The organism is Ruegeria sp. AF1 (assembly GCF_056542125.1).
Genome location: NZ_JBQFZG010000008.1, coordinates 56,257 through 72,521, shown reverse-complemented (window position 1 = coordinate 72,521; position 16,265 = coordinate 56,257). Strand labels below are relative to the sequence as shown.

Here is a 16,265-nt window from a genome sequence, read left to right as displayed (position 1 = left end):
TAATTCAATGCGTTGTTTTTTTGTAGTCAGGGTAAAGAGTAATGAGTGAAACACATCGTCGCGAGCTTATTCGCATCGCAGAAGACATGAACGGGACGAGCAATGACGAAACACGTCAGTTCATATCGCGCATAATTGGTGATCTGGGGAAACTGAAACCGTCAGTTGCCTTTGTAGGACAAATCAAAGCAGGAAAGTCGCGCTTGATCAACGGCTTCACCGGTCAGGCAGAATACCTGCCGTCGGACGTGAACCCCTGGACGACCGTGATCACCGACATGCATTTCGGGCACCCGAACGGTCGAACCGAAGGAGCCGAGTTCCATTTCTTCGACAACTATCAGTGGCAATCACTGATCGCCGAAGGCGAAGAGTTGCGCAACATGTTCCCGGATGACGAGGACAGCTACAAGCGCGAGATGATCGAAGAGCAGGTCGAAGCCATGAAGACCCGGGCGCGTCGGCGACTGGGGGACAGTTATGAACAGCTGTTGGGTCAACATCACGATCTGGATCAACTGACATCCGATGATCTGGCGCGTTACGTGTGCGCTGGGGACGACCCCGCAGAAGATGGGACAGTTGACCCCGGCAGTGATCGCGGACTTTACAGCGACATCACGCGCAAGGCCGAGGTCTATTTTGACATCGGACATTTCCCATTCCCTCTGACAGTCACCGATACGCCCGGAGTAAATGACCCCCTGCTTATCCGTGAGGAGATTTCCCGCCAGTATCTCAAAGAATCCGATTTCTTTGTGGTGGTTCTTTCAGCGCATCAGGCGTTGTCGCGTGCGGACCTGAAACTGTTCCGGCTGATGCAGGCACTGGAACTTGGACAGATCGTTGTCTTCATCAACCGTGTCGATGAATTGGGCGGCGGGGCCGAAGATGCGGCAAAGGTGCGTCTGGATGTTGTAGACGGGCTGGAAAAAGCTTTGGGTACTTCGAATATCGATGTCCTGATGGGCAGCGCACAATGGGCGCATTATGCGCTGACCGGCGATGAAACCGGTGTGAATCACGATCATATTCTGGCGTGGTTGCGGGCGCACCCGGAACAGATGCAACAATACCTGAACGGTGTGGCAGAGATCAAACAAGGACCGGGGCCCATCAGCCGTGAGGCTGTCTTGCGGTTTGCCGCTATGATCGCGTCAGGCTTGCCCGACTTACGACGCCATGTCACTCAGGCGTTGACGGAGGGGCCGATAAACGAACAGTTGCGGATGGCGTGGCAGCATCTCGACAGCTTCGCGCGTGGCGAACTGGAGCGATCCCAGGTACATCTTCGTGCTCTGCAAGATGAAGGCAGCGCGGGTGCGCACAGCGCTGAGGACAGCGACAAGACGCTGGGCGATCTGCGCAAACTGATTGCGGACAAAACGCAGGACATTGTCAGGGACATGGACGACGTTCTGTCAAACCTGCGTGGAGTCATGGATGACACGGTGTCCGAGTCTGTCTTTGTTGTGGTGCGCGGGCCTGAAGGACAATCCCCATTGCTTGCCAAGGGCGGCGCGACCGAGTTGAATTTCTCACCACTGCGCGAACACATGCGCGAGCTGGTGCAAGGCGCGTCGCAAGTGGTTCGCCAACGCATGCTAAGCGAACTTTACGCGATCGACATGCAATGCAACGCCGCTTTGCGGGCACTGCCGGGGTGGCAGGAGCCGGTAGACAATCGCATGAACACAAGTGCGGTACGTTGGTTCCGCCCGGACACCACTGCGCTAACCCGTGGCATTACGGTTGAGCTGCGTGTAAACTGGTTGTCGCGTCTGATATCACGCAACAGCGTTGTGACGCGGGCCGAGCGCATGATCGTGCAGGAATTCGAGTTGATTGGCGATGACCTGATCGACACAACACGCGAAAATCTGCTGGACCGGTTGAAAACCGTCCTGGATCATTACTTGGCTCTTTTGGCAGGCCATCTTGAGCACCGTTCCGGGGCGGGTGAGTTGAATGCTCAGGCGAAAGCACAAGCTGCGTTCGAACGGGCGCGCCGTATTACCGACGAGTTGGAAAGTGTCTTTGGAACAAACAACGTGGACGAACGACAGGCAGAGGCTGCGGAATGATTGAGTTTCCCGGAACCGAACAGGAAGTGCGGCAGCTGGAGCGCTTTCTGACAGCGACAGAAAAATTGTCGTCGGACCCGAAATTGGAGGATATGCGCACGCGGGCCCTCGCCCACGCCGAGCGCCTGTCCAACGCGGTCAACATCGGTTTCGCCGGGGAGTTCGGAGCAGGCAAGTCAAGCCTTGCGAACATGCTGGCAGGGGCGGATATCCTTCCAACCGGGCCGCAGCATCTGAAGCTGCCACTTGTCATCGTTGCCTACGCGGATACGCCCGAGACGACTGTCGGCTGGTGGAACAGGGAACCCAAGACATACTCTGGCATCGCGCTGGAAAAGGCCGCTGCGGATGAGCCGGATTTTATTTCGGTTGGATTGAACACACCCGCTCTCAAAGAGATATCGCTGTTCGATCTTCCCGGCTCTGGCGCATTGGATGATACATACAAACAGACACTGGACCTGCTGAAATTCGTCGACTGTGCCATCTGGTGCACCAATGGCACAAGCGCATGGCGCGAAACCGAACGGCATTTGTGGGCGCAGGTGCCGCCCGAGCTAAGAGCCAACAGCCTGCTGGCGGTCACACATGCTGATCTGCCCCCGGTGCAGGCCGCTCTGGATCGGGTACTGGCCCGATTGAACAAAGAGAAAGAGGGACTGTTTCGCGCTGTGGTCCCAATTGGCACGCCCGTCGCGGTGCGCGCCATGGCTCAAGAGCCGGAACCAGATTTCGATCTTTGGGAAAACTGTGGTGGCCAGGAACTCGCGGAAAAGGTCCTTGATGCGGCGTCTGACCGGCGGCGCAGTGACCTTGGCGCTGCCCGGAAGGATCTGAAGCACGAGTTTCTGCCATTCCTGGAAACATTGAAAGGGCCAGAGCCGGAACCGACCGTCAACGATGCTGCGTCAATGCAGTCAACGCTGGGGTCTGCCCTTCCGCCACTGAACAACCCCATTCTTGAAGACTGGCTGGCAGCTATTGCCAGCATTTATGAAGATCTGCGTGACACCGCCGCCATCGAACCCGCGGCCTTTTTGCAAAGCTGCCAGGAAATCGTCGAAGATTTCGCGGAACGGTTGGACCAAGGTGGCGAAATCGATCCGGATGCTGACTGGATTCCGGCCGAGTTTGAAAAAGCGACTGACTTGTTATTGTTGCTTCAGTTTGAAAGCGGCGATGCGCCTTTGAAAGACGCAATCAACATACTTGTGCAGCTTGGTGATAACCTTGCCTGGGCTGGCAGTACCGTTGCCGCAGCACAATCCAAAACCGGGACCTAGCACTTTCCATCAGGATTGAAGCGATTCGAAGGGCCGAAGAATCGGCCCTTTATTGTTTCGAATTCGTAGACCAACAGACCTGTTTGGGGTCATCAGTTTTCGTTTTCCCCACCCCTTTAGCCAATATGTAGTATTTGCATGTAGTAGACATACTATATATGCCATATTCAAAAAAACGATCCTTAGTGAAGCCATCAGGCGGCCCCATTAAAGTCAAATTTGAAACGTCTAACCGTTCTTAAGTGTCCTGCGGTTGTTTTTTGGTTGTGAGTTCGTGGGCTGCCGGCCCTGTTAAATAAAGCCGCAAAATGAGTAGAACGGGCGGATTGAAATGAGCCACAACCAGGCTGTCGGTGCAACGCACGACGAACCAAAGATTGAAGGACTGCAACCGGGCGCAAAGCTGTTGCGCGGTCAGTACGAGATTATCCGGTATCTCAGCAATGGCGGATTTGGGATCACCTATCTTGCGCGCGACAGCCTTGAGCGCGATGTCGTGATCAAGGAATGCTTCCCCGGTGCATTGTGCCGTCGCAACGGGGACCAGGTTGAGCCGAACGACCCGTCTTACAAAGACGATCTGCGCGCCATTATCGACCTGTTTATTCAGGAAGCCCGCAATCATGCACGTCTGGTGCACCCGAATATTGTCGACGTGCATCAAGTGTTCGAAGACAACGATACCGCCTATATCGCGATGGATCTGATCCGCGGTTGCGACCTGCTGGACTATGTTGAAAATCCGGAAAACGTCGGCGGCCCTGACTTTATAGTACAGGTAACGGAAAAGATGCTGTCCGCGGTGTCGTTCATCCACCAAAGCGGGATGCTGCACCGTGACATTTCTCCCGACAACATCCTGATTGACGAGAACGGAAACCCGGTTCTGATCGATTTCGGTGCCGCGCGTGAGCAAGCCGCAAACAAGTCGGCCGCATTGTTGACCCTACGCGTCATAAAAGACGGGTATTCGCCGCATGAGTTTTACGTCCGTGGTGCTGAACAAGGGCCCAGCAGTGACCTCTATGTTTTGGCTGCAACCCTTTACCATGCGATCAGTGGCGAACGCCCGGTCGACGGTCAAAGCCGCCTGAATGCGTTCAACAACGGGCAGGACGACCCTTATGCACCCTTGGCGGGCCGCTTTGACGGATACCCCGATGGATTCCTCGAAGCAATCGACAAGGCAATGGAAGTGCACGCAACGGACCGTTTGCAGACAGCCTTGGATTGGCTGCGCATGTTCCGCGGACCTGGCGTGATGTTCGATACATTCGCCTATCGCCCGGTTTCTGTGATTGTCGGCATGGATCGCATGGACAAGGAAGAAGAAAAGGCGCGGATCAAGGCCGAAAGCGAAAATGCCGAAGCGGTTGTGACGGCTCTGCTCGCCGGGAACTCGGACATTGTTCGCGAAAACGAAAAAAAGAATGAACCCGAGATGGCAAAGATTTCTGCAAAAGCGGAAACACCGGTCGCAGTTGATACCGTGGTTCAGAGCGGATCCGGTGGCAGCGGCAAGATGATCGCTGGTGCAGCAGTGCTTGTGGCAGCGTTGGCTGCAGGCGGTTTCTTCGTGATGTCCGGCGACAAAGGTGAAGAACAAGCTGAGGTTACGGCGACGCTACCTGAAGCAACCACACAAACTGCCGAAGCAGAACCGCCCGCGGTGGAAGAACCCGTGGCGGAAACACCTGAACCCGAAGTCGCGGTCGCTTCAGAGCAACAACCTGAACCAGAAGAGCCTGTCGAGCAGGCGCAAGTTGAACCTGCGGAACCAACCGCCACAGAAATAGCGTCCGAATCTACCGAGACGGCCGGTGTTCAGGAGCAGCCTGCAGAACAAGAGATTGCGGTGGCTGTTGCCGAACCAGATGCTGACGTTGCTTCCGGCACTCCAGCCGAACAACAGGTATCTTTTCACCATTGGGATGTTGAAATCCCCTTCCAGACGTCCCGCCGCCGCACCGCAACAGGTGCAACTATTGCGGTTACCGGTGTGGACGCCAATCAGGACATGAGCGTTATCGGCGAATGGGTGGAAACCGGAGTTGTGATCTTTACTCTGAACGGCAACCCGGTTCGTCAGGACATCTCTTTCGCAGCGCAAGTCCTGGACAAGCTGAGCGTCGACCCAGATGGCTTTACACGGGTTGCAGCCCGCTACCGGCCGCTTGGAAAGACCCGCGCGCAGAATGGCCTGCTGGCATTGCCTGTGCTGCGCTCGGTAGGATTGGAGAACGGTTACTCGTTCACAGTCAGCAACTCGGGAAGTGAAGGGTGGCAAACAAAAGTGAGCTCGGTTCCGGCCGAGGCGACGGGTAGCCTGCGAAAAGGCGATGTTCTGTTGAGCGAAAGCCAGACCGGCATGACATTGGATGAGTCCGAAAGCATTGATGGCATGCTGGCTGCGCTGGTTTCCGACAGTCAGCCAGAGGCAAAGCTGACCGTGTTGCGCAACGGTGCTGAAGTAGCTGCGACCATGCAGCTAGCGCAGGAGTGATCTGACCGGTTCATTTTTGATCTGCCAGTGTGTGTTTACTGAGGGCGGCGTTCAGTTTGCCGCCCGGCGGGAACCGGCCCGCCGCAGAGAGTACCAGTTTCCATGTTTTCAATTGAGTGTCTCTGCGTTGTTCCACGCAGGGTTAGGTAGCAGCCCCATGGCACAAAAGGTCCGTGCCAACAATTCGAAGGTGTCGACACCATGTTCAAATACAAAAGCCCTCTGAGCCGGCTTCTCGAAGGTGCCGGCAAATCCAAAGAAGATGATGTAGCTGAAAATGCTCATGCAGCAGACAGCGCTGTGCCTGAAACGGTAAAGCAGGAGCCTATCGCGGACTTCAACGCGCTGCGCGCCGCACTGGCCGGTGGAAACATGACGTCTGACTCTTACGAAGAAACAGACGAGCTTATCCCTGAAGAGAAGATGCCGGAATTCGACGAAGTTGCGGCTGAAAACGCGGAAGAACCGGTTGAAGTGTCCATCTTCGTTGAAGATGCAATTGACGAGGACGACCAAGATACCAAGAACTTGATGGCCGACCCCGACGATGACGAAATCTCGGACGATCATATCATCACTTTGCATGTAGCCGACGAACCTGCCGAAACACCGGATGAAGATACGCTGCCTCTGGATGTAGTGGAAATGAGCGCGCCGGAAGCGGTGGAAGCTGAGGTTGCAGCCCCATCCGTGCAAGAACCGGCTTTGGAAGAAGAGGTTGCCGTACAGACTCAACCCACGCCTGCCGCCCCGGCCGAAGACCGTCGCTCGCGGGTCAAAACAACGTTCCTTGGGTTTGAGCGTGCGGACACGCATGTTCAGGAATTGATTGAAACATCAGAACCCGTCTCAAAAACCGAAGCCGCTCAGGAAACATTCCCGGTTGGTTGGCTGGTGGTGACGGCAGGTCCCGGACGGGGCGCCAGCATCACCCTGACCGAAGGCTTGATGCAAATCGGTCGAAACGATGACCAGGCGATCCAACTGGATTTCGGCGACACGGGTATTTCACGTTCGAACCACGCCGTTATTGCTTATGACCCCGAAGATCGAAAATGCTATCTGGGGCATGGCGGAAAAGCCAACCTTGTTCGCCTGAATGGTAAACCCGTTCTAAGCACAATCGCGCTCTCCAGCGGTGATCTGATCCGCATCAGTGAAACCTCAATCCGATTTATGGCCTTCTGCGATGAAGGTTTTGATTGGCGGGATTCCTGATAGATGCTGGCGACTCCGGCATATGATGTTGCACTGATCCTGAACCAGGGTCAGCGGGAAACGCAGGAAGACGCGATTGCTGCGCGCATGTTCGATGCATCGGACGCGGGCTATATTGCGATCGCTGACGGTATGGGTGGCCACGAGGCGGGCGAAGTGGCTTCAGAAATGGTGATTACCGCCTGGCGGAACGCGCTGGATAGCGAGCTAGAAGCCGATACCTTAAACGAAGGAGCCGCAATTGACGCGCTGCCGTTGGCAGCCATGCAAGCCAATGCAGCGATATCCGACCATAACGAGGCACAGGGCCAGGGTTTCAACATGGGCTCCACCTTGTTGGGTGTCCTCTTTCTGGGTCAGCGTGTGTTCAGGATATCGATCGGAGACAGCCCCCTTTACCTGTTCCGCGAAGGCAGGTTGACACAGGTGAACGAAGACCACTCGATGGCCCCCGTGATCGACGCAAAACTGGTCGCGGGTGAGCTTTCGGAAGCTGAAGCACGGGGATTGGACAGAAACCAACTGACGTCGGTGATCATGGGGGGTGCCATTCCAAAAGTGGATTGCCCAGAAGACCCGCTGATCGTGTCACCCGCTGATATTCTGATCCTTGGCAGTGACGGGCTTCAGTATCTCAGCGACGCTGAGATTCAGGAAATTCTGCGTGAACACCAGCAAGATCTGGCACAGGAAATCGCCGAAGCCTTGCAACTGGCTGTCCAGGCCAAGGACGATCCCGATCAAGACAATCTGTCGATCGCAGTCGCGAAACTTACCAGAAAATAACCAGGCAAAGCAACAGGACCCATGAGAAAACACCTTATCATATCAAGCCTTGCCCTTGCCGCCGCCACCGGCGCGGCGTCAGCGCAAGAGGCATGTTCAAGCTACGAGATTCAGCGCGGCGACAGCCTGCGGGAATTGGCAATCCGAGTTTACGCGACCGAAGATTTTCGGCCAATCTACGATGCGAACCGGGATGTTATCGGCACAAACCCCAATATCATTCGTATTGGTGACGTTTTAAATCTGCCATGTCTGGAAGATGTCGGGCGCGCACCTGAGCTGCCCGACACGGAAGCCGGACGCCTGGCAGCGGAAATGGCCTCGGAACTGGTAAAAGCTGCCGAAGAACGCGCGGAAAAAGCCGTGGCCGAAGCGGAAGCGCGCGTTGCAGCGGCAGAAGCTGAGGCAAAGAAGGCGAGTGAAGATGCGGTCGTGGCTGCACGTGCCGCAGCAAAAGAAGAGATTGAGGCAGCCCGCTCGGAAGCCGCCGCACTGATCAGAAATGCTAACGCTGAAACGCGCCCTGAAATTCGTGATCGTCAGTTGCTGTTGATCACCGGCGGCAATTACGCTCCGTTTACAGACGAAGCGCTGCCCAACCGGGGGCTTTATACGCAACTGGTTGAGACAGCGATGCTGCGGGCCGCGCCAGAACAAGCGTATAAAATTCAGTTCGTGAACGATTGGTCGTCGCATCTGGATCTGTTGATGCCAACACTTGCTTTTGATGGCACTTTCCCCTGGTCGCGCCCAAATTGCGAAGATGCAGAAGCGCTGTCCGAAAGCGACCGCAACCGGTGTGAGACCTACAATTTCTCGAACCCGTTCTACGAGGTCGTGGATACATTCTTTGCTCGCGACGGATCGGGGTACGAACAAACGTTGACATATGCAGACTTTGCCGGAACAACGATCTGCCGCCCGGAAGGCTGGTCGCTGTCTCATATGGACGCGGTGAGCCTTTACGAACCCGTCATCAAGTTGCTGCGGCCCACGTCGCCCGACGACTGCTTTCACGCTGTGATGAACGGAACCGCCGATATCGTGGCAATCGAGGCGCATCTGGCCGAGGAAGCCATCGCGCGGCTTGGCTATAAACACCGGATTATCGAAAACCCCAACCTGGCGGCGATCAAGTCGCTTAATGTCATGACCCATAAAGATAATCCTGATGGGGAAGCGATCTTGGAGACGCTGAATCAGGGTCTGGCAATCATGCAGCAGTCTGGCGAATGGCGCGACATCGTTTCGACCGCCCTGCGCCATCAAATGGAAAATGGATAAGGCCATGTTTGGCCTGACAAACAAAAGTCTGGAGGAAGTGGAAATGTTTAACGAGAAGATTAAGAAACTAGTGCTGTCGGCAACCGCCATCACAGCTCTGAGCGCGGGTGCTGCCGCTGCACAGGAAGCGTGTACAAACTATACAGTGCAAGACGGCGACACGTTGGCAACCATCGCCATCGCCGCCTATGGCACCTCGAACTACCAGCCGATCTTCAACGCGAACAGGAACGCTATCACAAACCCAGGGTCTCTTAATCCTGGGCTGGTGCTGGCCCTACCCTGTGAAGACGGCAGCCTGCCGAACGGCCAAAGCGCGCAGGAAATCATCGCTGCTGAAGAAAAGCGCGCAGCCAGCGTCAAACGCTCGAATGTCTATGCGCCGCCGATCAAGATGGTGGCGGGTAACGGATGGGAACCGTTCACAACCGAATCTCTGAACGGCGGGGGCATCATGACCCGCCTGGCAACGACCAGCCTTCAGCGGGCCGGAAACAGCCGTGAGTATTCAGTCAGCTTTGTCGACGACTGGAGTTCGCATCTGGATACACTGTTGCCGCTTGGTGCCTTCGATATTTCAATTGCATGGACCGTTCCGGATTGTACCAATCGTACATACGAATGGTCCCCGGAAACCGAAGCTCGCTGCACTCAATTCGTAGCTTCCGTCCCGGTTTACGATATCGTCGGTGGCTTCTTCACACTGCCGGAAAGCGAATACGCAAGCGCGACCAGCTTCAAGGACCTAGAAGGTTCGACTATTTGCCGCATGGCAGGCTGGAGCATGGTTGTTCTGGAAGAACAGGGACTGAACCGCGAGAACACGACTGTGGTTCAGCCGAGCTCGGCCCGTGATTGCCTTGACGCTGTATTAACCGGAACAGCAGATGTTGCGGCATTCGAAGTTGATCTGTTCGCATCGACAATGAAAGACATGGGTTTGACTTCGGCTGATATCGTTGAGAACCCCTATGTGTCTACACTGTCGTCGATGAGCTTCCTTGCGCATCGCACCAACCCGTTCGCGCGCGAATACATCGCGATGATGAACAAGGGTCTGATCGAAATGCGTCAATCCGGTGAATGGTACGCGATCATCTCGGATACCCTGCGTGAGCAAAACGCAAAGTTGAACGCAGCTTCGAACTGATCCCTCGGTTCAGCTGAAACTTTGGGGCCGGTACTTGAACCGGCCCATTTTTTTTGAATTATCAGGGCGTTTCAATCGGATGCCAAAATTCGGCCATTTATCTGCTTCAGAAATGCCTCATGCGCGCAGCATCTTGGGAATGAAGTGCAATTTTCCTTCAAATGACACACCCGAGCGAGCTTGAGTTACGTATGATACAGGCTGCCTTGAAATTAAGAAACGGATCTCTGACACGGGCGTCATGGCCGGGGCTGGAGGTTGCTGTTATCTTACCGTGTTACAATGAGGCGATTGCCATTGGTGAAACTGTCAAGCAGTTCCGCGCCGCCCTGCCGGAGGCGGTAATCTACGTATTCGACAACAATTCCACGGACGGCTCAGCCAGAATGGCGCAAGACGCTGGCGCGCTGGTCTATTCTGAAACATATCAGGGTAAAGGCAACGTTGTCCGTAGGATGTTTGCTGACGTAGATGCGGATGTCTACGTTATGGCAGACGGGGATGCGACCTACGACAGTATGGCAGCACCTGACATGATTAATCTGCTGGTCTCGCAAAACCTTGATATGGTTAATGGCGCGCGTGTTAACGAGGACATTCAAGCCTATCGTAGGGGTCATAAGTTTGGAAACGCCTTGTTCAGCGGACTGGTGAAATTCTTCTTTAACAGCAAAATCAACGACCTGCTGTCCGGTTATCGTGTTTTCAGCAGACGCTTTGTCAAAAGCTTTCCAGCGGTTTCCAACGGTTTCGAAATTGAAACTGAACTTACAGTGCACGCGATGCAGATGCGTATGCCGATTGGAGAAGTAGAGACAAAATATGTCTCACGGCTTCCGGATTCGAACTCCAAACTGGCCACATATTCAGATGGGTGGCGAATTCTCAAAATGATCGGCCTTTTGATCAAAGACGAAAAGCCAATCGCGTTCTTCCTGTCTTTGGCATTGTTGATATTCTTACCTTCGCTGTTCGTGTTCGTATCGGTTTTCCGCGAGTTTTTGGAAACTGGCTTGGTTGACCGAATTCCGTCCTTGGTTGTCGCGGTATCCGGTTTTGTAGGAACCATGCTGTCAATCGTGTGCGCGCTGATCCTGGAATCTCTGGCACTTGCCCGGCGTGAGGCGCGTCGCCTGTCTTATCTGCGACACAAAGGTGTTGCAGCGTACGGAACGAAAAGAACACAGACGCCGATTGCCAACCCAGAACCCCGGCGCGTTGGCTAAGACCCAGTCTCCAGTATTTTTGTGAGCACTCGATATAGTGTTGGTGTTCAACCATGGTTGAACTGCTTGGCTGCCCAGCAAATTCTGAGAACCAAAATGAAATGACCAGCACCCCAAATGCTGGTCATTCTCTGAGTGAGTGATAAGGCCCTGAGGCATCACCAGTGAAATTCTGTGTTATCCAAGGTTTAAAACAGTCAGAGCTGCCGTGCTATTAGGGGAATCCCGTAAGTACAAACAAATTCATTATAAAGCATTGTAAATGCATAATACTTTTCTCAGCCCACTTTCCGTGACAGTGTCGACGATACAAAAAAGGGACCGCACAACTGTGCCGGTCCCTTTCCGTGTTTTGAACAGGCAAAGGATCACCTGTTTTGCCGTTAGCGATTAGCCGATGATTGCGTTCAACGTTGTGCTGGGCCGCATAACCGCTGCCGTTTTGGCCGGATCGGTGTGATAGTAACCGCCCAAATCCGCAGCTTGACCTTGCGCTGCGGCCAACTCCGACAGGATTTGCCCTTCGTTGACGGCCAGATCCTTGGCCAGCGATGCAAACTCGGCAGCCAGTTCCGTATCTTCGGACTGGGCGGCCAAAGCCTCAGCCCAGTAGCGTGCAAACCAATAGTGGCTGTCGCGATTGTCCGGCTGACCAACTTTGCGGCTGGGTGAGCGGTTGTTGTCCAGAATACCCTGCGTCGCCGCTTCGGCCGCTGCACCCAGAATGCCCGCTTTTTCGTTGCCTTTGCTATCGGCAAGGAAGTTCAGAGATTCACCCAACGCACAGAACTCACCCATCGAATCCCAGCGCAGATGGTTTTCCTCGACCAACTGCTGCACGTGTTTGGGCGCCGAACCACCAGCTCCAGTTTCGAACAAACCGCCACCGTTCATCAGTTTGACGATGGAGAGCATCTTGGCCGAGGTACCCAGTTCCAGGATTGGAAACAGGTCAGTCAGATAATCCCGCAGCACGTTGCCGGTGATGGCAATCGAGTCATTACCTGCTGTGATCGTCTCCAACGACTGACGGGTCGCTTCGCGTGGGGCCATGATCAGGAACTTGTCGGCCACGCCAGCAGCCTCAAGCGCCGGTTTGACATATTTGATAAGCTCTGCGTCATGGGCCCGGTTTGCGTCCAACCAGAAAATCGCCTCGGAACCGGTCAGACGCTGACGGTCCATGGCCAACTGAATCCAGTTCTCAATTGGCGCCTTTTTGACGGTGCAGGCGCGCCAGATATCGCCGGCCGCAACACCGTGGCTGTGCAACGTTTCACCATTGGCCAGAACGATGCGGATTGTACCATCCGCCGGTGCCTCGAAAGTTGTCGGGTGCGAACCGTATTCCTCGGCTTTCTGAGCCATCAGGCCCACGTTCGCCACGGCTCCGGCAGTGGACGGGTTCAACGCGCCATTGGCTTTGAAGAACTTAATGGCCTCATCATAGACGGTCGCGTAGCAGCGATCAGGGATCACACAGTTGGTGTCACCTTTGGCACCCGTCTCATCCCAGCCCTTACCCCCGGCGCGGATCACTGCAGGCATTGAGGCATCAATGATTACATCCGATGGGACATGCAGGTTCGTGATTCCGCGGTCCGAATCCACCATATACATGGACGGGCGGTCCGCCTTGATCGCGTCGATGGCCGTCATGATGTCGGCGTGACCCTGTACGCGCTCCAGCAATGCACCCAGGCCTGAATTTGGGTTCACACCCAACGCATCCAGTTCCGCGCTGAATTTTTCAAACACGGGGGCCAGCCACGCTTTGACCGCATAGCCAAAGATGATCGGGTCTGAAACCTTCATCATCGTGGCTTTCATATGCAGCGAGAACATGGTCCCGTCTTTCTTGGTGTCCTCAATGGCATCTGCAAGGAACGTAGACAGTGCCTTGACCGACATGAAAGTCGCGTCGGCGATGGTCCCTTCTTCCAGCGACCAGCCGTCTTTCAGAACGGTGACGTCACCATCCTTGCCTTCAAATTCGATTGTCGCATCGCCTGCTTGTGCTGCGGTGATGGTGGCCGAAATCTCGTTTGCATAGAAATCATTGGCCGGCATGGACGACACTTTGGTCTTGCTGTCCGACGCCCATTCGCCCATCGAATGCGGGTTGTTCTGGGCATAGTTTTTTACGGCACGCGCCGCACGGCGGTCACTGTTCCCTTCGCGCAGAACCGGGTTAACAGCGGAACCTTTGATCGCGTCATAACGAGCGCGGATCGTCTTTTCCTCATCCGTTGCAGGCTCTGCCGGGTAAGTCGGAATGTCGTAACCCTGCGATTGCAGTTCTTCGATGGCCGCAACCAACTGTGGAACCGAGGCAGAGATATTCGGCAGCTTGATGACATTGGCATCAGGTGTCTTCACCAGCTCGCCCAAATCAGCCAGATCGTCGCTTACCCGCTGATCGTCAGTAAGGTTCTCGGGGAATGCTGCCAGAATGCGTCCCGCAAGGGAAATATCTTTGGTGCCAACGCGAACGCCCGCAGCAGATGCGAACTTGCGGATGATGGGCAGGAACGAGGCGCTGGCCAGTTCTGGCGCTTCGTCTACAATGGTATACAATATGTCGAAGTTCGATTTATCTGCCATATTCTTTTACCTTTTTTAAGCCTTTCGGGGCGTGCGATCCAAGAGTTGCAACCACAATTGCGTGGCGTGAGAGGGGCGAAACCACGGTACAGCCCCTGGGTGACTCTGTTTTGACAGGGCTTCCCTTAAATCACGTTCGACTTGGAATCAATCGCATCTGCCCGCGCGTTTTGCCACGGGTCAGATTATGTGTCGTGAAACTCTTGGGACTGGGAGAACTGCCCTTGGGCTGGAAGGTCGTGATTAACGAAACCGTTGCCCGGTCTCTGGATCAAAAAACATCACACGCTCTGGCTGTAGGGCGATGCCGATCCGGTCCCCGGTTCTGCTTCGCTGATCGTCCCGTTCCTCAACGATCAGCTTATCACCATTTGGTGTCCGTAAATAGGAATAGGACACGCCGCCCAAAGCTTCGGTCAGGTCCACGGTGCAAGTATCGGCCGAACGGTCAATCTGAATATGTTCGGGCCGCATGCCCAATGTCACTTTGGTCCGACCCGAGGGGATAGTTGCGGAAACGGGCAACGGCTTGCCTAGCGCGGGATGGGAGACATGGCCATCCCCATAGTCACATTCCAGAAAGTTCATTGCTGGCGAACCGATGAAACCTGCGACAAACCGGTTGTCGGGATCGCGGTACAAATCCATCGGAGCCCCGACCTGTTCGATACGACCATCCCGCAGCACGACGATCTTGTCGGCCATTGTCATGGCTTCGACCTGATCATGGGTTACGTAAATCATAGTCGCACCGATTTCCTGATGAAGGCGCGCAATCTCAACACGCATTTCCACGCGCAACTCGGCGTCCAGATTGGACAAGGGTTCGTCAAACAGGAAAACGTCGGGGCCCCGAACGATGGCACGGCCAATCGCAACCCGCTGCCGCTGACCACCCGAAAGGGCCTTGGGTTTGCGTTTGAGGTACTGGTCAAGTTTCAGAATGTTCGAGGCTTCCTGCACTTTTCTGGTGATCTCGGCCTTTGGGACACCGTTCATGCGCAGCCCAAAGCCCATATTTTCCGCCACGGTCATATGCGGATAAAGCGCATAAGTCTGGAAGACCATCGCCACACCGCGTTTGGCCGGGTCCATATGGGTTACGTCCCGCGCTCCTATGTGGATCTTGCCTTCCGACGTTTCTTCCAAACCTGCGATCATCCGTAGCAATGTGGATTTGCCACATCCCGAAGGGCCAACGAAAACACAGAACTCACCATCTTCGATCTGCAAGTCGATGCCGTGAATAACTTGCGTCTGGCCGTACCGCTTTATTGCTTGGTTCAGGGTTACACCTGTCATGTCGCTTGCATCCTGTCATTGCCGAGGTCTGGTCGCGTTTCAGGGAAACGCCATGCCTGTGCCTCGGTGCTGATTTGTTCAGCCACCCGCCGCACACGAGGCACCCATGCCTCGAGTTGTTCAAAATCCATTCGTTGAGTCGAGCCAGTTACTGAGATTGCGCCCAGGACACGGCCGTTTGTTGTAAGAACAGGGCAGGCGACGCAAATAATTCCGGGTTCATGTTCTTCGTCATCAACGGCAAAACCCTTGCTGCGAACTCGATCAAGATCCGTGCGCAGGTCATTGTCGGACGTCAGGGTCTTGTCGGTAAAGCGATGAAAACTCTGCTGCGAAATTGCCCGGTTAAGGTCACTTTCATTCAGAAAGGCAAGCATCGCCTTGCCGACACCCGTGCAGTAGGCCGGGCCCACCTTACCCGCCTGAGAATACATCTCAATCGGTTGCGCTGCGTTGCGTTTGTCTACGTATAGAACCTGACCAGCATCTAGCTGCGCCAAATGCACAGTCTCTCCAGTTTCCTGGCTTAGAATATCGAGGAACGGACGTGCGATAGGGGCCAGTGAGCTTTGGGTCCAAGCTGCATGCGCAAGCCGTACCAAACGCATACCCGGCGCGTAGGTTTGGCGCTCGGGGTCGTAACATAGCATTCCTTGATTGGTTAATGATTGCAAAAACCGATACAATGTTGCTTTCGGAAAATCGCTGCCGTCCAGCAACTCCGAAAATCGCACAGGGCGCTGAAATGCGGCGACCTGATCCAGCACGTCACATGCTTTGCCAATAGTTCCGTCACCTGACACGGGCGTCCGTTCTCCTCCGCTT

The 16,265-nt window shown here is 54.9% G+C and carries 11 protein-coding genes; 8 read left to right on the top strand and 3 right to left on the bottom strand.

From position 1 onward, the window contains the following. The first annotated feature begins 41 nt into the window (after window positions 1-41). The 8 genes from ACR0BK_RS12680 to ACR0BK_RS12645 all read left to right on the top strand — a co-directional run bounded on the left by ACR0BK_RS12680 (window position 42) and on the right by ACR0BK_RS12645 (window position 11,534). The gene (locus ACR0BK_RS12680; protein WP_480554904.1) at window positions 42-2,084 is read left to right on the top strand and encodes a dynamin family protein; all 2,043 of its coding nucleotides are present in this window, start codon (window positions 42-44) and stop codon (window positions 2,082-2,084) included. Further along, window positions 2,081-3,367 (top strand): dynamin family protein, encoded by a 1,287-nt coding sequence (locus ACR0BK_RS12675; RefSeq protein ID WP_480554902.1) that lies wholly within the window; start codon window positions 2,081-2,083, stop codon window positions 3,365-3,367. The genes ACR0BK_RS12680 and ACR0BK_RS12675 overlap by 4 nt, the downstream gene beginning before the upstream one ends. Window positions 3,368-3,698: 331 nt before the next feature. Continuing rightward, a complete protein-coding gene (locus ACR0BK_RS12670; RefSeq protein WP_480554901.1) occupies window positions 3,699-5,870 on the top strand; it encodes a serine/threonine-protein kinase in 2,172 nt (723 codons plus the stop codon). Between the two features lie 201 nt (window positions 5,871-6,071). After that, window positions 6,072-7,088, top strand: a complete 1,017-nt coding sequence (locus ACR0BK_RS12665; RefSeq protein WP_480554900.1) for an FHA domain-containing protein — start codon at window positions 6,072-6,074, stop codon at window positions 7,086-7,088. A gap of 3 nt (window positions 7,089-7,091) precedes the next feature. Then, window positions 7,092-7,874 (top strand): PP2C family protein-serine/threonine phosphatase, encoded by a 783-nt coding sequence (locus tag ACR0BK_RS12660; protein ID WP_480554899.1) that lies wholly within the window; start codon window positions 7,092-7,094, stop codon window positions 7,872-7,874. Between the two features lie 21 nt (window positions 7,875-7,895). Further along, window positions 7,896-9,158 (top strand): type 2 periplasmic-binding domain-containing protein, encoded by a 1,263-nt coding sequence (locus ACR0BK_RS12655; RefSeq protein ID WP_480477122.1) that lies wholly within the window; start codon window positions 7,896-7,898, stop codon window positions 9,156-9,158. A gap of 43 nt (window positions 9,159-9,201) precedes the next feature. After that, window positions 9,202-10,308: a peptidoglycan-binding protein LysM gene (locus ACR0BK_RS12650; RefSeq protein WP_480494212.1), complete on the top strand. Its 1,107-nt coding sequence runs from the start codon at window positions 9,202-9,204 to the stop codon at window positions 10,306-10,308. 161 nt (window positions 10,309-10,469) lie between these two features. Beyond that, entirely contained in the window at window positions 10,470-11,534 is a 1,065-nt protein-coding gene (locus tag ACR0BK_RS12645; RefSeq protein WP_480554897.1) for a glycosyltransferase family 2 protein, read from the top strand. A 390-nt stretch (window positions 11,535-11,924) separates the two neighbouring features. On the opposite strand, the gene ACR0BK_RS12640 is transcribed toward ACR0BK_RS12645, so the two are convergent. The 3 genes from ACR0BK_RS12640 to ACR0BK_RS12630 form a co-directional block, all read right to left on the bottom strand. Further along, window positions 11,925-14,138 (bottom strand): NADP-dependent isocitrate dehydrogenase, encoded by a 2,214-nt coding sequence (locus ACR0BK_RS12640; protein WP_480554896.1) that lies wholly within the window; start codon window positions 14,136-14,138, stop codon window positions 11,925-11,927. Between the two features lie 243 nt (window positions 14,139-14,381). Then, complete coding sequence (locus tag ACR0BK_RS12635) at window positions 14,382-15,440, bottom strand: ABC transporter ATP-binding protein (protein ID WP_480519838.1); 1,059 nt, start codon at window positions 15,438-15,440, stop codon at window positions 14,382-14,384. Beyond that, the gene (locus ACR0BK_RS12630; RefSeq protein WP_480554894.1) at window positions 15,437-16,243 is read right to left on the bottom strand and encodes an IclR family transcriptional regulator; all 807 of its coding nucleotides are present in this window, start codon (window positions 16,241-16,243) and stop codon (window positions 15,437-15,439) included. Before ACR0BK_RS12630 ends, ACR0BK_RS12635 begins: the two co-directional genes overlap by 4 nt. Window positions 16,244-16,265 lie beyond the last annotated feature (22 nt).